Consider the following 18,400-nt stretch of genomic DNA (forward strand, 5'->3'; position numbering starts at 1 on the left):
CTGTAATATGCATATTTCTGACCAATTGGTCATAATATATTCACATTAATCACACAGTATTGAATGGGGCGAAACAAATGCGTAAAACACTTTTAGGCTTGTCTACCATGGTGCTCGCTAGTACCGGTTTTGCGGCAGATTATTCTGATGATATTCATAAGAACGATTATTCTTGGCGTCAATTTAACTTGATGTATGCCTTTGATGAGCTACCTGGTGAATCAAGTCATGACTATCTAGAAATAGAGTTTGGCGGCCGTTCTGGTATTGTTGATCTTTATGGTTATCTAGATATATTCAACGTGACGTCAAGCGACAGCAGTGATAAAGCAGATGACGATAAGATGTTTCTTAAGTTGGCGCCGCGCTTTTCTTTGGATGGTATGACAGGAAAGGATTTATCTTTCGGTGCCGTACAAGAACTTTATGTCTCAACGTTGTTTAGTTTAGACGGTGGACAAGATGGAACCAACAATTCTTTTATTGGTTTGGGGGCAGATGTGAACGTGCCTTGGTTAGGCAAAGTAGGCATGAACATTTACTCTTTGTATGATAAAAGTTTTGGTAACCGCAATGGTTGGAATGGCTATCAGTTTTCAGCAAATTGGTTTAAGCCTATTGTAAACTTTGATAATGGTTCATTTTTAGCTTACCAAGGTTATGTAGATTATCAGTTTGGTATGGACAGCGATTACGTAACAGCGACTGATGGTGGTGCAACTTTCCAAGGTTTGTACTGGCACTCTAAGCAATACGCATTGGGTTATGGCTTAAAAATTTACAAAGATGTTTACGGTATTGAAGACAGTTCTGGATTCAAATCTTCTGGTGTATCACATTACATCTCAGCGACGTATAAATTCTAATACCGCATTAGTGGTAATAAAGGGATAACGCATAAAAACCAATTATCGATTTTAAATATCGATGGTTGGTTTTTTTGTCTATTTTTTAATCTTTTTTATGTCGCGTTTTAGTGATGAAATGATTGTGTTTCATACGCTAAATTCCGTGAAATGGCAGATAAAAAGCGTTTAAAATCTTTTAATTTGCCGTCAAGTGTCTTTTTTTGTCACAAATTCGTCACTTATGATTTCTATACTTCGCTGCATCTAAGGTTGTCGCAGAAGGTGAGTTGTCATGAACATTAAAGATGTCGCTGCATTAGCAGGGGTTTCTCCCGCGACAGTCTCACGGTGCCTAAACAAGACCGCACCCTTAAGTGACGTCGTTCGGGCACGTATTGAAAAAGTGATCGAGTTGACTGGATACGATGCCAATCATTCTTCTAAGCAAGTGGATTGGAATCATAATCCAACCATAGGGGTGATGATTCCCAGTTTGCTGAATCCGGTCTTTTCGGAAATTGTGGCAGGTATTCAGCAACGAGCCTGGCATTTTGGCTACTCTGTCGTTGTGGTCGATACCCAATATGAGCGCAGCCGTGAAAAACAGGCCATTATTGATCTGATTCGCCAACGTGTTATAGGGGTGATTTTGACAACGACGTCAGTAGAAGACAACGAGGCCTTATCTTTACTGCGAGAGTTCCGCTTTCCTTTCTGCTTGGTTCATAACCAATCCTCAGATGAACCGTGTGTTTATGTTGACAACTATCAGGCTGGTTGCGATGTGGCAGAGCACCTGCTGTCTTTGGGGCATCGCAAGATTGGTATGGTCGCGGGGCGTTTTCAATCGTCCGATAGAGCAAAACAGCGCTATTTAGGATTCACTGAGCGGCTCAACAAAGAAGCCGCACTATCCTCAGCACTGTTGATGGAAGTCGATCAATATGCGTTAACCCCTTTCAATCAAACCCAATGGTCATTTTTTGATTCGCCTAGTGCTCCTACTGCGTGGTTTTGCAGTAACGATTTGTTGGCATTGAAGCTAGTAAACCATCTCAAATCCAAAGGTGTCTCTGTACCAGAGTCTGTTTCTGTGATCGGTTTTGATGGCATGGCGTTGGGGCAAATTTTGTATCCACCATTAGCCACGATCCAGGTACCGCATCATGACATGGGACTGTGTGCGGTGGACCTGTTGTTTAACGCTAAGCATAACGCGGCGTTGTCTTTAGCAAGAAAGTTAGATTACCAAACCCACTTTGTGGGGACTGTGGCTGAATGTCAGCCATCCATAATGTGAAGCGTTCTTTAAATAGAGGAGAAAGTTGGATGAGTATCTTTAAAAAAGTGTCGACATTAGCGGTTCTATCGTTGGGACTGACAACAGGAGCGTCCTACGCAGCGGATGCGATTTGTTACAACTGTCCACCGGAATGGGCGAATTGGGGTGGACAGCTTGAATTGATCAAAAAAGAGCTAGGTATTTCTATCCCAATGGATAATAAAAACTCGGGCCAGTCTTTGTCGCAATTAGTCGCAGAGGAAAACAGTCCGGTAGCGGATGTTGTTTATTATGGTGTGTCTTTTGGGATCAAAGCGGCAGAAAAGGGTGTTGTTGCATCCTATAAACCGAAAAACTGGGACAAAATTCCTCAAGGCTTGAAGGACCCTCAAGGTCGCTGGTTTGCGATCCATTCTGGCACCATTGGTTTTTTTGTTAATAAAGACGCGCTTGATGGTAGACCCGTTCCACAATCATGGAACGATCTTTTAAAGCCAGAATATAAGGGAATGGTCGCTTATCTTGATCCGACTAGTGCCTTCGTTGGTTATGCTGGTGCGGTGGCGATTAACCAGTCGTTCGGTGGCGACATGAGTAACTTTACCCCTGCGATTGATTATTTCAAAAAACTGGCTAAGAACCACCCCATCGTGCCAAAACAAACCGCCTATGCGCGTGTTATTTCGGGAGAGATTCCTATTTTGCTTGATTACGACTTCAACGCATACCGTGCCAAATACAAGGATGGCGCAAATATTCAGTTTGTCATTCCTCAAGAAGGTTCTGTTGTTGTGCCTTATGTGATGAGTGCGGTGAAGAACTCACCGCAGCCAGACAATGGCCACAAAGTATTGGATTTTGTTTTATCCGATAAAGGTCAGCAAGTCTGGGCTGAAGCTTATCTTCGCCCCGTTATCGCTTCTGCGATGACGCCTGATATTGAAGCGAAGTTCCTTCCGGCATCAGACTATGAGCGCGCGAAAACCGTCGATTTTGCCCAAATGGCAGAGGCTCAAGGTGATTTTTCTCAGCGCTATTTAAACGAAGTTCGTTAATTCCATGATGGAAAGAGCGGTACGTAGACCGCTCTTTTTTGCACTGGATCCTGTTTAAGTCACCTGGTAATGACATGTTTTTATGAAGCAAAATAAGCAATATCTTCTACTCATTATTCCCGCGCTGATTGTCAGTCTGGCATTTTTTCTATTGCCAATGGCGAAGCTGGTATGGCTTTCATTGGCTGAGCAGCATGGCATTAGCTATTGGTACATCTTGACCAAGCCGATGTATTTAAAAAGCCTTTGGTCGACCTTTCTGCTGTCTGCTGTGGTGACCATTGCTAGTTTGGTGATTGCTACTATTGTGGGGTTGTTTTTGACTCGCTATGAGTTCAAAGGCAAATCGATATTGGTCGCCATGTTGAGTTTTCCGTTGGTGTTTCCTGGTGTGGTGATTGGTTTTTTTGTCATTATGTTGGCGGGGCGACAAGGTTTATTTGCTGAACTTGGCCTTGCTTTGACGGGCGAACGCTGGACGCTTGCCTATTCTATTTCAGGTCTTTTTATTGGCTATTTGTACTTCTCCATTCCTCGTGTCGTGCTTACCGTAATGGGTGCGGCGGAGAAACTGGATCATAACTTGATTGAAGCGGGTCGCTCGTTAGGTGCCAATCGCTGGCAGTTATTGCGAGATGTGACTTTGCCTGCATTAACGCCGGGGTTGATTTCCTCTGGCTCAATTTGTTTTGCCACTTCTATGGGTGCGTTTGGTACAGCGTTTACTTTGGCGACCAACTTAAATGTATTGCCGATGACGATTTATACCGAGTTTACATTGAATGCGAACTTTGCCATGGCGGCGGCGCTGAGCTTGATCCTAGGTTTTATCACGTGGCTGTGTTTGACCATCGCGCGTCGCCAAGGTGGTTCGTCATTAGGAATGGGAGGCTGATATGAAAAAGGGTGTGTATTTTTATCTGCAGCTTACTTTCACCTTGCTTGTTTGTGCTTTCTTGATTGTGCCGATTTTTATGTCGATTACGGCAGGCCTGACCAATAACTATTTTGTTGGAATCAAGAGCGGTTTGACCTTTCGTTGGGTTGAGCAGGTGTGGGCACTGTATTCCGATACCATTTGGTTAACCATGGGAATTGCCTTGGTGACTACTTTGGTGAATCTCTGCGTAGGCGTGCCTTGTGCCTATTATTTAGCCCGAACACGCAGCAAATTATCAGCGTTTTTGGATGAATGTTTGACGCTACCCATCGCCATTCCCGGTATGGCTATTGCGCTTGGTTTGATTTCTGTTTATGGCGGTATCAGTGAGTTTCGTATGAGCTGGCTCTTTATCTTAGTTGGGCATGTGATTTTTACGTTGCCGTTCATGGTGAAGTCGGTATTGGCGGTTTTACAAAGTATCAATTTTCGCGTTTTGGAAGAAGGTGCTGCTAGTTTGGGAGCAAGCTTCTGGCAGCGTTTTTTTCATGTCATCGTGCCCAATTGCAAAACAGGTATTGTCAGTGGCGTCTTAATGACACTGACCTTGTCCGCTGGGGAATTTAACCTGACGTGGATGTTGCATACACCACTGACTAAGACCTTGCCAGTTGGTTTGGCGGATTCATATGCCTCCATGCGGTTGGAAGTCAGTTCAGCCTATACGTTGATTTTTCTAGGAATGATTTTGCCTTTATTGATCGCGGCGCAATGGCTGAATCGCAAACCTAAACGCACGGCTTAATACGAATTTAGCCGCATCTACGAATAAACAAGATGAGTAACATAATGAAAAATGTATCAACAAGTGTGGCGATCACCTTAAAGCAGGTTCAGAAAACTTTTCCAGATGGCACGCTGGCCCTGCAACCCTTGGATCTACACATTGAAAAGGGTGAAATTTTAGTTTTACTTGGGCCTTCTGGTTGTGGCAAAACCACGACGTTGCGCCTTATCGCTGGCTTAGAGTTTTGTGATCAAGGCGGCCAAATTTTGTTTGGTGAAAGAGATGTGACCAATATTGCCATCGAACAACGTCGAGTCGGCATGGTGTTTCAATCCTATGCCTTGTTTCCCAATATGAATGTGAGCGAGAACATCGCTTATGGTTTACGAGTACGCGGTGAAAGCAAAGTGTTAAAAGAGAGAAAAGTCCAAGAAATGCTGACTCTCTTTGATTTGGAGCCTTATGCCGAGCGTGGTATTGATCAACTGTCTGGGGGCAGCGTCAGCGAGTCGCTTTGGCGCGAGCCATTATTACCGAACCTGAAGTGCTCTTGCTCGATGAGCCTTTGTCTGCCTTGGATGCCTTACTGAAAAAACGCTTAAGAACGGACATTAATGCCTTGTTGAAACGTTTAGGCATCACGGCCGTCTATGTAACTCATGATCAAGAAGAAGCCATGGCGATGGGAGATCGTATTGCTATTTTGGATCACGGTGACATTGCGCAAATTGGCACAGCTGAGGAAATTTATTTGTCGCCTAAAAGCGAATTTGTCGCCAACTTTATTGGTCAGATGAATCATTTCGATGGTCTGTTGCATGGCCAAGCTCTGTCGTTTAAATCAAATTTCATTGCGTTACCTGAAGCCTTGTATTCCCCCCATAAAGAGGGCGAACGGCTGCGTTGTATGACTCGTCCTGAAGACATGCGTTTAATAGCATTTGAAGACGCTACCCTAAAAGGTGCGGTCTTTCATAGTGTGTTTTTAGGAGACAGAACACGTGTATTGGTAAGTGTTGAAGGTGTGACCGAATTGCTGCATGTAGATTGTTTTGAACGAAAACGTTACAGCAGAGGAGATCGAGTCGGTTTATTGGTTCCGCCTTTGCGCGTGGTTCTGTTGCCAACAAAGGAAACGGAGGATATGTCATGTTGATCGCACAATTGACAGATTTACATATCAAAAAAAATGGCAAAATAGCCTATCAAAAAGTGGATACCTTACAGTGCTTAAAAAATGCCGTGAGCCATATCAATGCTTTAATACCTCAACCTGATTGGGTGGTAGTAACCGGTGACTTAGGCGATTTTGGTACCCCTGAAGAATACGATGTCTTAGTGCCTGAGCTGAAAAAGCTCAAGGCGCCTGTCAAAGTGATTCCAGGGAACCATGACCACAGAGATCACCTTCGTGCTGCCTTTGAAGGATTTGCAAGTTTTGATCACCCTGAATACTGCCATTTTTCCCAATTAGTCGATGGCTACCATTTAATTGGTCTAGATTCCTCTGTTTTGGGTAAACCTTATGGGAAACTGGCGCCAGAATCGTTAGCTTGGTTGGATGCCAAGCTTTGTGAACAAAACGCATTGCCGACAATGATTTTTCTTCATCATCCGCCGATGAAGGTAGGCATTGATCATATGGATGTGCAAAAACTTCTCAATGACGATGATCTATGGCAGGTGCTTCAACATCATGAGCAAGTCAAAGGCTTGGTAGCTGGGCATTTACACCGTGCTATATACGCCACATGGAATGGCTTGCCGGTTTGGGTTGGACCATCTCATAGTCATGCCGTGACCTTGGACTTAAACCCCAATGCGCCATCGAGGTTTTCCCTTGAACCGCCTGCTATTCAGTTGTTCAAGCTTGAACTAGACAGCGTGGTTAGTCATATCAGTTACATTGAATCAGCAGAAAAGTCAGCAGGACCGTTTCCTTTTTTCGACGAGAACAACAAGCTGATTGATTGAGATCGTATCAGCTTTATTAGTTTGAGAGCTTGTCATATTGAATGACAGGCTCTCGCTTTATGACAGGTGAGTTTTTGGATTAGATATTATCTTCTCCCCACGCTGGGTAATCACTGTATCCTATTTCAGAACCGCTAAACAGCGTCGATCCGTCAAAGGAGGCAAGTGGTAGGTTTTGCTCTAAACGTCTGGGTAAATCTGGATTCGCTATAAAGTCTCTCCCAAAAGCAACTAGGTCAGCATAGCCATTTGAGATGACCCATTCCGCGCTAGGAAGGTCGTATTTACCAGCAACTATTATTAGACCACTGAAATTTTGGCGTATTGTTTGTCTAAACGATTCAGTGAACGTTGGTGCATCGTCCCAATCAGCCTCGACAAGGTGTAGATAGGCAATGCCTAGACAATTTAAGAACTCAGTGGCGTCGCTAATTGTTGGTAAAATATCTGGGCAATTCATACCTCGTGCGGTTAAAAACGGCGCTAAGCGGATGGCTGTGCGCTGTGGACCTATTTGGTCGGCCACTGCAATAACTACTTCTTTTAGGAGACGCAGACGGTTTTCTCGTGAGCCGCCATATTCGTCGTGTCGAATGTTGGAGGTGGTGCGAAGAAATTGATCGATCAAATAACCGTTTGCTCCGTGAATTTCAACACCGTCGAAACCTGCATCCATGGCATTTTGTGCCGCATGTCGAAAATCCTTGATGATGGCTGCAATTTCTTTTTTGCTTAATGCTCTAGGAGTTGGGCAATCGACCATGATTCCTCTATTGGTGGTAGGGTCTACTTTCCATATTTGTCCTTCGAATGGCACTGCGGATGGCGCCACAGGCAAATCTCCTTGGTGAAAATCTGGGTGAGACATACGGCCAACGTGCCAAAGTTGTAGAAATATTTTACCGCCTTTGGCATGAACCGCTTTCGTCACTAAGCGCCATCCTTCCACTTGTTCTGCACTGTGAATTCCAGGGTAAAAGAGTAGCCTTTTCCTTGCGGTGATATTTGTGTTGCTTCGCTAATAATAAGCGCTGCTGATGCGCGTTGTGCGTAATAGATCGCATTCATTTGATTCGGTACATCTCCAGGTTGAGTGCTTCTAGCGCGAGTCATTGGCGCCATAACAACACGATGTGGTCGTTCTTGTCCTAAAAATGTTAGCGGTGAAAAAAGTGTTGTCTGAGTGGTATTGTTCGTTGGCATTTTGGTTATCTCCTAATGAATAAATGACTATCTAAGGGAATATTATTCATCTGTTTTATATTTTTGATAATTGGTCTATTGTTTGAGCTATTATCAAATTATTTGGAATAATGATGCAGAATATTGGTGATATTAGACTGTTTGTCGAAGCGGCAAACTTAGGAGTTATCTCGGCGGCGGGTCGCAAGTTGGGATTGTCGCCAGCCGCTGCGAGTGCGCGGCTTAATAATCTTGAAACGCAATTAAAGTCTCGATTGTTTGAGCGGACAACGCGCAGCCTTCGTCTTACTGATGAAGGCAAAGCTTTTCTGTTGTATTGCCAACAAGGCTTGCAGGCGCTTGATGATGGTTTTGCTTTTCTAGAAAATCGCACTCAGGCTGTTAGTGGTCGAATTCGTATATCAGCCACATCAGACTTTGGCCGACATATGCTTACTGGCTGGCTGGATGAATTTAATGCGATTTATCCTGATGTGCAGTTCACTTTGTTACTGTCTGATTCTTTATCCAGCTTGCATCGAGAGGATATTGATTTAGCCATTCGTTTTGGCGAGCCTCAGGATAGTTTGTTTATTACCCGTAAATTAGCGAAAAATAGACGTGTATTGTGTGCCTCTCCTGATTACCTTAAAAGATTTGGCTATCCCCAATCCCCTGAGGACCTTGTTCGGTTCCCTTGTATTGTCTTAAGTTCGAATAATGGCCCGATCATTGATTGGCGCTTCACTAGCTCAGAGGAAGTAGAAAGTGTCCGGGTTTCGATGGACAATGCACGAGAAACGAATGATGGCGCGGTAGCTCGTCAGTGGGCGATGGATGGTCATGGAATTGTCCTAAAATCTATTTGGGATGTGGCGAAGGATATTCATGAAAAGCGTTTGGAAATAGTATTACCAGAATGGACCTCTGCTGAGGTTCCTGCTCATGCTTTGTATCATCGTAATCGCTATATGCCAGCGAGAGTCCGAGCGTTTCTTGATTTTCTACTTAAGCGTTTTGATGAAGAATCACAGCGTTTATTGCCTATTTAATCGTGGTGGTGTTCATGGCGAACATCTTCTGTATTGGATTCTAGCGCTTCGAGTATGGTGCAATGTTCGGCGCTTTCTGTGCCGCCACAGCACGCATCGGACAGGCGTTGTAACGATGTTTGGAAACGTATCAGTTCAGCGAGTTTTTTTCTACTTCTGAGAGTTTTGTATCCACCAGCACTTTTACATCGGCGCAGGCATTGTTGGCTTTGTCGATTTCAATCGATAACAACTCTCGGATTTCGGCAAGAGTAAAGCCAACCGATTTTGCTCGTAAGATAAACTGCAGAATCTCTTTGTCTTTTTCTGTGTAAAGACGATAGCCAGATTCAGAACGATGGGAAGGCGTCAGTAAGGCGTTTTTTTCATAGAATCGTAATGTGTCATGGTTGATTCCACAGGCTTTAGCCAGTTCACCAATTTGGTACATTTTCGTTTCTCCTGTCATTTTTCTCCTTGAGTATAACGCCTTGTCGCGCTAAAGCACGACATCACAAAAAGAGGTCGCGCCTTTAGGCTTGCTTGATGCTTATTGTCTTAGGCTGATTATGGGCCAGTTTTTGGCTTGTGCGGTGGCTGCCAAAATAGGATCAGGGTCTACTGCTACGGGGTAAAGGGCTTTTTCCAGCAGTGGGATATCATTATGGGAGTCGCTGTAGAAGTAGGTGTCTGTCATCTCGTAGCCCTGTTCTTGAATCCCATTGTAGCGCACGGGTGACTTTGCCTTCTCGAAAGGTGGGAACGCCCGTTAATTCACCAGTAATGTGACCATTTTTGATTTCAATATCAACGCCTAACGCATGTTTTACGCCTAGGTAGCGGGCAATAGGTGCCACGAGGTGAATGCCTGTGGCAGAAATAATGACCACCTCGTCGCCAGCGTCTTGGTGTTGTTGAATTAACGCTTGGGCTTTGGGCAGCGTCATAGACACCACAACATCCTGAATGAAGCGCTCAATAAAAGCCGCTATTGTTTCTGCGTTTAAGCCAAATAAAGGCGACAAGGTATAACGCATGTAATCTGCAAGGTTTAAATTGCCTGCATCATAGTCTGCCATGTAAGCATGATTGACAGCCAAAAAGTCGCTCGGAGTGGGCAGTTCATTCGCGGCCATGTATTCCGCAAACGCTTGGGCGGTATCGCCTGCGACCAGTGTGTTATCAAGGTCAAAAAATGCCAGTGCCATTGTGCTTCCTTATTGATGTGTTAAGTAAATAGGTCAGTGTGAAACGAAATTTGCTAGCCCAGTGCTACGGCGATTAGACCAATAAACGTAATGGCAACGCCGATTATTTTGGGGCCTTTTAGTGACTCTCCAAAGCCAATCACCGCGAAGAGTACACCTAGTGGAATGCTTAATTGCCGAAACGCCACCACGTAGCTGACGTTATCCACAAAGGCCATGCTTAAAATCACCAGAGAGTAGGTTCCTAACATGAGCGCCCCAGTAAACAGCGCTGCGCGCCATTGGGTTCGACTCAGAAAGGACAATTCCGTACGCTGTTTTTGCGTGCTTAATACAATGGTTATCATCCAAATAACGGAAAACGCACTTTGCAAGGCGACATAGACCAAAGCCACTTCACTGGCGCTGGCGATCGTATCGCCTGCGTCGTTGGTTAAGCCTCGCATTAGTTGTGTCGCACGATTGTCTACTAAAGAGTACCCAGCGGTCGCAAATGCCGCGACCAGGGCAAAAGCCGTCGTGCGGTTTTGATAGTTGGAGAGTTTTAAGGCTCGAAAGCTTGGTAAGGGGATAAACAAACAGCCAATTACGATGAATACGATTCCAGCTACCGCTTGCGCGGAAACGTTTTGCTGTTGACCAAGAAAAAGCTGGAAATGCACACGACGATTAAGGGTGAGGAACGAGCGATAGGGTAAGCAATCGACATATCGCCAGCTTTATACGCTTCAGCCAATCCCCATAAATAGAAAGACTGAAATAACCCTGTTAACAGCAGCAAGATCAAAATGTCGTTATTGAGGGCCAGTATCAGTGACCAGTGGTAAAACACCACTGGGGAAAAAACCACGGTGCCCGCCACCATAGTGAGAAAAAAGAATCCCAAGGTGGGGCTGGTTTTTTTCCGAAGAAATTCCAGCCCGCGTGCATAAAGGTGGAAATAAGCACCAAGATAATGGCGGTTATCGTCATGTAAAGCGACTCCTAGCGTCGGCGCCAATGCTGCGTATGTTTGAGCAATACGCTGCCTAATAGCCAATGAATCAAGCGGGCGACCATACAGGTCAGCATAATCATGACCGCCATGGCCGCCGCCGGAGCGATATCACCCGCTTCGTCCATGTTTAACACGGCCACAGAGGCCAAATTGGTATTGTATGAGTATAAAAACACCAAGGCTGATACCGTCGTCATGGCATTCACAAAAAGGTAACTGGCTATGTCGAGTACTGCGGGCATACACACCGGCAAGGAGACGCGCCAAAAAGTGAGGATTTGCGGCACTTTAAGGGATGCGGACACGGCTTCAAATTCTGTGTCGATCTGTTTGAGCGCGGTGGTCGCGGTTAAATGACAGACGGTGTAAAAGTGGCTGATAGTGCATACCACTAGAATGGTCATAGTGCCATAAATACCATTGAGCGGGTTGTCTGGTGCGTTGAAAAAGAAGATATAGGCTAGGCCTAAAACCAAACCAGGTACTGCCAACGGCAGAATGGCGAACAGATGGAAAAGCCATTTAAGCACAGCAAAACCGGCCAGTTTTGCGACTAGGTAAGATTGGAAAAAGATAAAAATGGTACCAATAATCGCCGTATAGGATGCCATTTGGATGGAGTTCCAATAGGCTGCCCAACCGCCACCGTCCATAAGGTCAAAGTTATAATTTTTCAGTGATAAGCTTAAATTATAAGGCCAAAAAGTCACCAAAGAGGCGTAAACGGCCATAGCGATAATGCTCACTATAAAGGCCGATATGAAGCACATAAGCCCGAGAAACACCTTATCAACCAAGGGACGAGCGGGTGGTGTCCACGGCACGGCTTTGGAGGTAAGCAGTGCAGACTGACGGCGTTGTAGCCAACGGTCCGTTGCAAAAGTGAGTATCGCAGGTAACAAGAGTATGACACTGACAGCGGCACCCATTTCAAAATTTTGTTGGCCAATGACTTGTTTATATATGTCGGTGGCGAGCACGTTGAATTGACCGCCAATGACTTTGGGCACACCAAAATCGGTAATCACCAGAGTAAAAATAACAAAAGCCACACTGATGATGCCGTATTTAGCAGCGGGCAGGGTGACAGTGAAAAAGTGCGCATGGGCGATGCGCCCAGTGCTTCTGCGGATTCGTATAACCTCGCGTCGGTGTTAGCGAGGGCGGTTAACATGATCATCAAGGCGTGAGGAAAGGTCCAAAAACAGGAGCCGATAATGATACCGATGGGGCCGTAAATGCTTTCTCCCATCAGTAATTCTTTGAGAATCCCTTGGTTACCAAATAAATACACCAAGCTAATCGCAGGCAGCAAAGACGGCGCTAAGATTGGCAAAACCAACAGGGTGCGAAAGGTGTTTTTTAGCGGAATGCGGGTACGACTAATGGCGTACGCAGCTAAAAAAGACAGACTGGTTACAATGATGGTCGATATTAAAGCAATCGATAACGAGTTACTGACGGAATTAAATAAGCTAGGAGTGGACACAAATTGGGCAAAGTTGGCTAAGCCGACAAATTGTCCGTCGCTGTTTTGCACACTTTTAGACAGCAGAGTATAAAGCGGCAAGACCACACAAATAAATAACCCAAGTACGCCAATGATCAATACACCGCCAAGCGACCATTCATCTAGGCTACGACGTCCAAGCCAAGGTCGTTTGGTTGTCGTGAAGGTGGCTTTATTGGTCATGGTTTGACTCATGCCGCACCCCCAAACACATGCAGACGATCCTGTGGTAACTGACACTGAACGGTTTGGCCTTGTTTTAACTGTAAGTTAGCCATTTCATTCATAGAAATATCGGCCAATATTGGGCGCTTGTGGTTGTCCAGTTTTAATAATGAACGGACCCGTGAAGCCCAAGAATTCTAGATGAATGACCTGAGCGCTGAGCGTATTGTTGTCATGTTGATTGGTTGAGAAACGCACGTCTTCTGGGCGAATTGCTAACTGCGCTTTGTCTCCTAGCATAAGGTGAGTGGATTGATCGCAATGCAGTGTTAATTGACCGGATTGCATCTGTCCCGCGCCTGTGACTTCGGCACTGAGAAAATTCATTTCACCAACAAACTCGGCGACAAAAGGGGAGTGTGGGTGGGCATAAACATTTTGTGGCGAGCCAATTTGTTCGATCACGCCTTGGTTCATCACGACGATTTGATCGGCCATGGTTAGGGCTTCTTCTTGGTCATGAGTCACCATGATGGTTGTGACGCCCAATTTTTCTTGCAGTTGTTTGATTTCTTGACGCAGATGCGCACGTACTCTGGCGTCTAAAGCAGAAAGTGGTTCGTCGAGGAGCAATAATCCGGGGGACGTGGCGAGCGCTCGGGCAAGCGCCACGCGTTGTTGTTGACCACCTGATAGTTGCGCTGGGTATTTGCTTTCGCTTCCTGACAGGCCGACGGTAGCCAATAACTCTTTGACACGAGTCTCGGCGGTCATTAACGGACACCTTTTGGGATACAAGGCCATAGGCGATGTTGTCAGCGACGGTTAAGTTGGGAAAAAGCGCATAGGACTGAAAGACAATACCGAAGTCTCGGTGTTTGATTGGGGCGTGGGTTATGTCCTTACCCGCTTGTAAGAGAACACCTGAGGTTGGCGTGTCTAAGCCAGCAATGATACGCAATAAGCTGGTTTTGCCACACCCTGAAGGACCTAAGAAACAGACAAATTCCCCTTCGGCAATATGTAATGAAACATCTTTCAATGCTTGATGAGAGCCAAAGGATTGATGAATGTTATGAAGTTCCAAATAGGCGTTACTGGATACTTTGCTAGACATAGGTCGCCCTCTATTATAATCCTTGTAAAATACGGTTGATCAAAAAAACGTCAGACCCACATGGTACCGTGCGTCTGACGGGGCTTTCTTGATCCCACTTGTTTCACTCTGTGATTGGCGTGTGGGAATTATTTTGGCTCACTTTTACTGTCATAACGCTGTTGCCATTTTGTTAAAATCGCATCGCGGTTGGCCGCTGACCAGGCAAAGTCGTTTTCAATCATTAGTGCTTCGGCATTGGCTGGGAAGTATTCGACAGGTTGTGCAATGCCTGGCATGGCCACCACAGCATAGCCTTCGTTGTACATTTCATTGGCTTTTTGAGAGGCGGCCCAATCCGCTAGAATTTTGGCTGCTTCAAGCTTGTCAGTACCTTTGATGATGGCCGTAGCTTCCATGTCCCAGCCTAGACCTTCGGTTGGAAAAACGATGTCCAGTGGTGCGCCTTCTTTTTTGGATTTGGCTGCACGAAAAGCAAACGAAATACCAATCGCGGTTTCTCCTGATGCCGCTAACTTACAAGGTTTAGATCCTGAATGCGTATAGGTGCCAATGTTGTTGTGAAGCGCATCCATGTATTCCCAGCCTTTGTCTTCACCAAACAGTTGTAACCAGCTGCTGACGTCTAGATAGCCTGTGCCCGATGAACTAGGGTTTGGCATAACGATGTGACCTTTATAGACAGGGTTTGTGAGATCTTGCCATGAAGTCGGTTTAGGTAAGCCAAGCTTTTCTGCTTCGATTGTGTTGTAGCAGATGGCGGCCATCCATGCGTCCATGCCCGTCCACATAGGATTGTCTGATGTGTCTTTAAATTTAGGGGACAGTTGATCGTAGTTTTTTGGCTTGTAACTTTCGAGCATATTTTCGTTTTTGAGCAGCATTAAGCTAGTCGCCGCTAAGCCCCAAACGACATCGGCTTGAGGGTTGGCTTTTTCTGCTAGTAGTTTAGCCGTAACTATGCCTGTTGAGTCACGTACCCAATTGATTTTGATGTCTGGATAGTCTTGATTGAAGCGAGCCGCATATTTTTTCAAATCTTCCGCTTCTACGGCAGAGTAGACAGTGAGTTCTGTTGTTGCTGCGTGAGCGGCTATGGAAACCATACCGATACCGGCGATAGCACTAAGACTTTTAATTAAGGGCTTAATAGTCATCTTCACTTCTCCATCTTTCATCATTTGACATTGACTTAAACTGGTATATACCAGATTGAGTAAGCAAAATATCAGCCAAATATGTCAAATCGATGACATAAGGGTGAATTTATTTGGCTGTGGCAAGAGAAGAAAGGCCCTTTCCATGGAAAAGGCGCTGGAAGTAGGGTGCTACAAGGTCATTCAGTCTCGGATGGCGATGTTGATCGTAACGGCATCATGCCGCCAAAACTCGTAATCCACCTCGAGTACTTGTTTGTCTGCTGTGTAGTTAATACGTTCGATATGTAGTCCTGGCTGCCCCGCTGAAATGCCCAAATCATTGGCGGCGCTGCTTGGTAACGATGTGGATTTAAAGACCAAATCCATGTCTCGATATTCCCGCTGATAGTTGTTTTTCAATAGCTGACTTAAAGACTGAGTAAGGTCTTCTTTTTCGATGTCGGGTAATAATCTTGTGTTGATGTACATTTTTTCAATCAATACGGGGCGTTGATTGATATAGCGACGGCGATGAAGATATAGAACAGGTGCGTTCTCAGGAATGTTCATTAATTGGGCAATATAGCCGTTGGCGGGTTCAATTTGTTGCATTAATTTTTCTGTATGCGGCACGAACCCTTGTTCAGTGACGTACAAATTAAAACTAAGATGACTGGATGGGTTGTATACCACAGCAGGTGGCGTTACAAACCAGCCTTTACGATTCTGTCGATAAATAAGACCTTCTGCTTCCAGATTTTGTAGCGCTTGTCGAACAGTGATGCGGGTAAGTTTGAATTGTTCCCCTATCTCTCTCTCCGATGGTAACTTGCTGCCTGATTTTAGGGTTTTTAGCTCAATCAGTTCGCGAAAGTAGCTTTGCAGTTGATAGTAGTGATGGGTGGACATGGGGCGTTCCTATGAGAAAACAGCTTTGTACGGCAGGGGTGGAAAAAGCACCGTACAAAATAGCGTTTTGATGATCATAGGTCAAAACAAAGATAATGTTTTCGGGTGAAGCCATGTTGCTCGACTTTTTACTTTTCTTTCACATTTCTTTGTCTATAGTGTTGCCCTTTCAATCTGGCCCATTTCAAAAAAAGCCAAGCATTTTTTACACTTGTTCGAGGAATAACGTAGGTCAACAACGATGGATATATTACAGAGTGGTATTTTAGGTTTGGTGGAAGGGGTAACGGAGTTTTTGCCTATCTCTTCAACGGGTCATTTGATTGTGGTCAGTCAGTGGCTGGGTATGGAGCAAACAGAGGGCAATAAAGCATTTGAGGTGATTATTCAATTGGCGGCGATTTTGGCTGTTATTGCCAATTATAAAGCGCGTTTTACACCTCGGCATTTTCGTTTGTGGTGTCAAGTTTTTGTGGCATTTTTACCGGTTGCTATGGTGGGTTTTTTGTTTCGTCACCAAATAAAAGCCCTGTTTTCCGTGTCGGTTGTGGCCACCATGTTTATTGTGGGTGGTATTGTTTTTTTAATGGTGGAAAGATGGCTTAAGCATCAATCTCCCAGTGTTGAAAACTTAGATAACTTGAGCTTTAAACAAGCTTTGTGGGTTGGTTTTGCGCAACTATTAGCGCTTATTCCTGGTACTAGTCGTGCCGGTTCTACCATAGTGGGGGCTTTATTGGTGGGTTTAAGTCGTAAAGCCAGTGCTGAGTTTTCTTTTTTACTAGCCTTACCGGTGATGATGGCGGCCTCAGGTTATGATTTACTGTCAAACTATCAGGAGTTTGCCGGCGAGCAATGGCAACCTTTGGTTTTTGGTTTTGTAGTTGCCTTTTTTAGTGCGTTTGTGGTGATGAAGTTACTTATGGCATTTTTAGAAAAGTTCACCTTTGTCGCATTTGGTTGGTATCGAATTTTGTTTGGCGTGCTGCTCTTGTTTCTTGCCCAGTGATTATATCACTCCTTACTTTGAATCAATTGGATGTGGTTTAAGATAAACATCGAACAGTGGTTTACACAGAGGCAGAGATGTTTTGTAATGCTTTAAAGTGTTTACCTTATTGAGCCTGTAAGCTGTTGGGAATGTGTGTTATGCATCGTTGTTTACCATGTGGTCTGTTGGTTTCTTTGTTGCTGAGTGGATGTGCGTCTTCCGATAACACGCCAGTTTTGCGTTCATTGGATTCGTTCAAAGGAGAATCCGCTTGTTATGACAGACAAACTGAACCCTACACCGCTGTGGTGGATACGCACTTGCATTATCGTCCGTTTGATGGCCGGGCGATTCCGTTTAATGAGGTGAATGACTACTTATCGCAGACCAGTGTTCGATTTGCTAACGTGTATGGCATCGGGCAAATGTTGCCGTCAGATTCTCTTTGTTCTAATTATTTAAAATGCCCTGGCACGCCCGTGTCGCCTACCACGCGCAATGATTTTGTCAATGCCGCCAATATGCTGGAATACAAACCAGATGATCTTCATCTGACGTTGTCTATGACCTTTACCGATTTGTCAGACCCCGAAGCTCCACCGTTGCCCTGATGACGCTTTATGAAAAGGAGTACCCAGGGTTATTTCATTGGATGGGGGAGGTGAATTTGGTGAAGCAAGCGCAATTCAATAATCGTCATAAACCCGCTACTGCACAAAATATCACCCAATGGGCCGGTTTTATGGCGGAGTTAAGAGCGAGAGATTATCCAATCACCATTCATTCAGACATTGGTAATGATGCCTCACCTACCTTATATTTGCCTTTAATGGAGCGGGCGTTAGCCTTGTACCCACATAACAAAATAGTTTGGGCGCATATGGGCTTGTCTTATGAGCAGACAGACATGAAGGCTTCTGAACACATTGCTATTTTATCGCGTTTATTGGACCAATATCCGAATTTGATGATCGACATATCATGGCGAATTTTAGAGGATTATTATTTTAGTAAGGCGGCCAATCAGCCTTTGTATGTGGCTTTTCTTAATCGTTATGCAGAGCGTATTTTGCCAGGCTCAGATTTTGTTGCCTTCCGAGGCAATAATTTTAAGGTTTACCAACAAGAATTAGAGGTCACGAGTCGCATACTTCAATATTTGGATGATAATGCATTTCGCAATATTGCGCTGGGAGAGAATTATTTCAAATTATTGAATCTTGATTATCAGGCTCCTATGGTGTGTAAACGCTAAAAAGTATTGCCGATGGTTTCTTCTGATTTGCTTTATTTATTCAATGTCTTTCGTTGTTAAATACGCTTAT

20 protein-coding genes and 3 pseudogenes are annotated in these 18,400 nt (G+C 44.8%); 12 read left to right on the forward strand and 11 right to left on the reverse strand.

From position 1 onward, the window contains the following. Window positions 1-77: 77 nt before the first annotated feature. The 8 genes and pseudogenes from ONZ52_RS11145 to ONZ52_RS11180 all read left to right on the forward strand — a co-directional run bounded on the left by ONZ52_RS11145 (window position 78) and on the right by ONZ52_RS11180 (window position 6,826). On the forward strand, window positions 78-866 hold the full coding sequence (locus ONZ52_RS11145) for a nucleoside-specific channel-forming Tsx family protein (protein ID WP_265218684.1): 789 nt from the start codon (window positions 78-80) through the stop codon (window positions 864-866). Between the two features lie 274 nt (window positions 867-1,140). Then, window positions 1,141-2,148 (forward strand): substrate-binding domain-containing protein, encoded by a 1,008-nt coding sequence (locus tag ONZ52_RS11150; RefSeq protein WP_265218685.1) that lies wholly within the window; start codon window positions 1,141-1,143, stop codon window positions 2,146-2,148. Window positions 2,149-2,177: 29 nt separating this feature from the next. Beyond that, on the forward strand, window positions 2,178-3,185 hold the full coding sequence (locus tag ONZ52_RS11155) for an ABC transporter substrate-binding protein (RefSeq protein ID WP_265218686.1): 1,008 nt from the start codon (window positions 2,178-2,180) through the stop codon (window positions 3,183-3,185). Between the two features lie 82 nt (window positions 3,186-3,267). Continuing rightward, window positions 3,268-4,080 carry an ABC transporter permease gene (locus ONZ52_RS11160; protein WP_265218687.1) on the forward strand — a complete coding sequence of 271 codons (813 nt, stop codon included), beginning with the start codon at window positions 3,268-3,270 and terminating at the stop codon, window positions 4,078-4,080. A 1-nt stretch (window position 4,081) separates the two neighbouring features. Continuing rightward, entirely contained in the window at window positions 4,082-4,870 is a 789-nt protein-coding gene (locus ONZ52_RS11165; protein WP_265218688.1) for an ABC transporter permease, read from the forward strand. Between the two features lie 44 nt (window positions 4,871-4,914). Continuing rightward, window positions 4,915-5,360: pseudogene (locus ONZ52_RS11170) on the forward strand (ABC transporter ATP-binding protein); the annotation flags it as partial. Between the two features lie 6 nt (window positions 5,361-5,366). Continuing rightward, complete coding sequence (locus ONZ52_RS11175; RefSeq protein ID WP_265219397.1) at window positions 5,367-6,008, forward strand: ABC transporter ATP-binding protein; 642 nt, start codon at window positions 5,367-5,369, stop codon at window positions 6,006-6,008. Beyond that, the gene (locus ONZ52_RS11180; RefSeq protein WP_265218689.1) at window positions 6,002-6,826 is read left to right on the forward strand and encodes a phosphodiesterase; all 825 of its coding nucleotides are present in this window, start codon (window positions 6,002-6,004) and stop codon (window positions 6,824-6,826) included. Before ONZ52_RS11175 ends, ONZ52_RS11180 begins: the two co-directional genes overlap by 7 nt. Window positions 6,827-6,905: 79 nt before the next feature. Here ONZ52_RS11180 and ONZ52_RS11185 read toward each other — a convergent pair whose 3' ends face one another. Both ONZ52_RS11185 and ONZ52_RS11190 read right to left on the reverse strand, forming a co-directional pair. Beyond that, a complete protein-coding gene (locus tag ONZ52_RS11185) occupies window positions 6,906-7,757 on the reverse strand; it encodes an alkene reductase (protein WP_265218690.1) in 852 nt (283 codons plus the stop codon). Then, window positions 7,757-8,029, reverse strand: coding sequence for an oxidoreductase (locus ONZ52_RS11190; protein ID WP_265218691.1), 273 nt, complete (start codon window positions 8,027-8,029; stop codon window positions 7,757-7,759). Before ONZ52_RS11190 ends, ONZ52_RS11185 begins: the two co-directional genes overlap by 1 nt. 110 nt (window positions 8,030-8,139) lie before the next feature. On the opposite strand from ONZ52_RS11190, the gene ONZ52_RS11195 reads away from it, so the two are divergent. Further along, the gene (locus ONZ52_RS11195; RefSeq protein ID WP_265218693.1) at window positions 8,140-9,060 is read left to right on the forward strand and encodes a LysR family transcriptional regulator; all 921 of its coding nucleotides are present in this window, start codon (window positions 8,140-8,142) and stop codon (window positions 9,058-9,060) included. 130 nt (window positions 9,061-9,190) lie between these two features. On the opposite strand, the gene zntR is transcribed toward ONZ52_RS11195, so the two are convergent. From zntR to ONZ52_RS11240, 9 genes and pseudogenes are all read right to left on the reverse strand, one after another. Then, a complete protein-coding gene (zntR, locus tag ONZ52_RS11200; RefSeq protein WP_265218694.1) occupies window positions 9,191-9,508 on the reverse strand; it encodes a Zn(2+)-responsive transcriptional regulator in 318 nt (105 codons plus the stop codon). Between the two features lie 193 nt (window positions 9,509-9,701). Next, a complete protein-coding gene (locus ONZ52_RS11205) occupies window positions 9,702-10,247 on the reverse strand; it encodes an HAD family hydrolase (protein WP_265218696.1) in 546 nt (181 codons plus the stop codon). Window positions 10,248-10,300: 53 nt separating this feature from the next. Then, window positions 10,301-10,825 carry a hypothetical protein gene (locus ONZ52_RS11210; protein ID WP_265218697.1) on the reverse strand — a complete coding sequence of 175 codons (525 nt, stop codon included), beginning with the start codon at window positions 10,823-10,825 and terminating at the stop codon, window positions 10,301-10,303. A gap of 29 nt (window positions 10,826-10,854) precedes the next feature. Beyond that, on the reverse strand, window positions 10,855-11,097 hold the full coding sequence (locus tag ONZ52_RS11215; RefSeq protein ID WP_265218698.1) for a hypothetical protein: 243 nt from the start codon (window positions 11,095-11,097) through the stop codon (window positions 10,855-10,857). A gap of 134 nt (window positions 11,098-11,231) precedes the next feature. Continuing rightward, window positions 11,232-12,937: pseudogene (locus ONZ52_RS11220) on the reverse strand (putative 2-aminoethylphosphonate ABC transporter permease subunit). A gap of 96 nt (window positions 12,938-13,033) precedes the next feature. Beyond that, window positions 13,034-13,693 (reverse strand): ATP-binding cassette domain-containing protein, encoded by a 660-nt coding sequence (locus ONZ52_RS25035; RefSeq protein WP_346433235.1) that lies wholly within the window; start codon window positions 13,691-13,693, stop codon window positions 13,034-13,036. Window positions 13,694-13,748: 55 nt separating this feature from the next. Continuing rightward, a pseudogene (locus tag ONZ52_RS25040) lies at window positions 13,749-14,036 on the reverse strand (ATP-binding cassette domain-containing protein); the annotation flags it as partial. A gap of 128 nt (window positions 14,037-14,164) precedes the next feature. Beyond that, window positions 14,165-15,193, reverse strand: coding sequence for a putative 2-aminoethylphosphonate ABC transporter substrate-binding protein (locus tag ONZ52_RS11235; RefSeq protein ID WP_265218699.1), 1,029 nt, complete (start codon window positions 15,191-15,193; stop codon window positions 14,165-14,167). Between the two features lie 183 nt (window positions 15,194-15,376). Further along, entirely contained in the window at window positions 15,377-16,084 is a 708-nt protein-coding gene (locus tag ONZ52_RS11240; protein ID WP_265218700.1) for a UTRA domain-containing protein, read from the reverse strand. A 241-nt stretch (window positions 16,085-16,325) separates the two neighbouring features. On the opposite strand from ONZ52_RS11240, the gene ONZ52_RS11245 reads away from it, so the two are divergent. The 3 genes from ONZ52_RS11245 to ONZ52_RS11255 all read left to right on the forward strand — a co-directional run bounded on the left by ONZ52_RS11245 (window position 16,326) and on the right by ONZ52_RS11255 (window position 18,330). Further along, on the forward strand, window positions 16,326-17,093 hold the full coding sequence (locus ONZ52_RS11245; protein WP_265218701.1) for an undecaprenyl-diphosphate phosphatase: 768 nt from the start codon (window positions 16,326-16,328) through the stop codon (window positions 17,091-17,093). A gap of 140 nt (window positions 17,094-17,233) precedes the next feature. After that, a complete protein-coding gene (locus ONZ52_RS11250) occupies window positions 17,234-17,686 on the forward strand; it encodes a hypothetical protein (protein ID WP_265218702.1) in 453 nt (150 codons plus the stop codon). Beyond that, window positions 17,686-18,330 (forward strand): amidohydrolase family protein, encoded by a 645-nt coding sequence (locus ONZ52_RS11255; RefSeq protein WP_265218703.1) that lies wholly within the window; start codon window positions 17,686-17,688, stop codon window positions 18,328-18,330. Before ONZ52_RS11250 ends, ONZ52_RS11255 begins: the two co-directional genes overlap by 1 nt. Window positions 18,331-18,400: the final 70 nt, after the last annotated feature.

It is taken from the genome of Marinomonas rhodophyticola (genome assembly GCF_026113935.1).
Classification (GTDB): Bacteria; Pseudomonadota; Gammaproteobacteria; order Pseudomonadales; family Marinomonadaceae; genus Marinomonas; species Marinomonas rhodophyticola.

Bases quoted from the DNA above. Each gene is read 5' to 3' on its own strand.
- ONZ52_RS11145 (WP_265218684.1), top strand. From the start codon at position 78: ATGCGTAAAACACTTTTAGGCTTGTCTACCATGGTGCTCGCTAGTACC.
- ONZ52_RS11150 (WP_265218685.1), top strand. From the start codon at position 1,141: ATGAACATTAAAGATGTCGCTGCATTAGCAGGGGTTTCTCCCGCGACA.
- ONZ52_RS11155 (WP_265218686.1), top strand. From the start codon at position 2,178: ATGAGTATCTTTAAAAAAGTGTCGACATTAGCGGTTCTATCGTTGGGA.
- ONZ52_RS11160 (WP_265218687.1), top strand. From the start codon at position 3,268: ATGAAGCAAAATAAGCAATATCTTCTACTCATTATTCCCGCGCTGATT.
- ONZ52_RS11165 (WP_265218688.1), top strand. From the start codon at position 4,082: ATGAAAAAGGGTGTGTATTTTTATCTGCAGCTTACTTTCACCTTGCTT.
- ONZ52_RS11180 (WP_265218689.1), top strand. From the start codon at position 6,002: ATGTTGATCGCACAATTGACAGATTTACATATCAAAAAAAATGGCAAA.
- ONZ52_RS11190 (WP_265218691.1), bottom strand. From the start codon at position 8,029: ATGCCAACGAACAATACCACTCAGACAACACTTTTTTCACCGCTAACA.
- ONZ52_RS11195 (WP_265218693.1), top strand. From the start codon at position 8,140: ATGATGCAGAATATTGGTGATATTAGACTGTTTGTCGAAGCGGCAAAC.
- zntR (WP_265218694.1), bottom strand. From the start codon at position 9,508: ATGACAGGAGAAACGAAAATGTACCAAATTGGTGAACTGGCTAAAGCC.
- ONZ52_RS11205 (WP_265218696.1), bottom strand. From the start codon at position 10,247: ATGGCACTGGCATTTTTTGACCTTGATAACACACTGGTCGCAGGCGAT.
- ONZ52_RS25035 (WP_346433235.1), bottom strand. From the start codon at position 13,693: ATGACCGCCGAGACTCGTGTCAAAGAGTTATTGGCTACCGTCGGCCTG.
- ONZ52_RS11235 (WP_265218699.1), bottom strand. From the start codon at position 15,193: ATGACTATTAAGCCCTTAATTAAAAGTCTTAGTGCTATCGCCGGTATC.
- ONZ52_RS11240 (WP_265218700.1), bottom strand. From the start codon at position 16,084: ATGTCCACCCATCACTACTATCAACTGCAAAGCTACTTTCGCGAACTG.
- ONZ52_RS11245 (WP_265218701.1), top strand. From the start codon at position 16,326: ATGGATATATTACAGAGTGGTATTTTAGGTTTGGTGGAAGGGGTAACG.
- ONZ52_RS11250 (WP_265218702.1), top strand. From the start codon at position 17,234: ATGCATCGTTGTTTACCATGTGGTCTGTTGGTTTCTTTGTTGCTGAGT.
- ONZ52_RS11255 (WP_265218703.1), top strand. From the start codon at position 17,686: ATGACGCTTTATGAAAAGGAGTACCCAGGGTTATTTCATTGGATGGGG.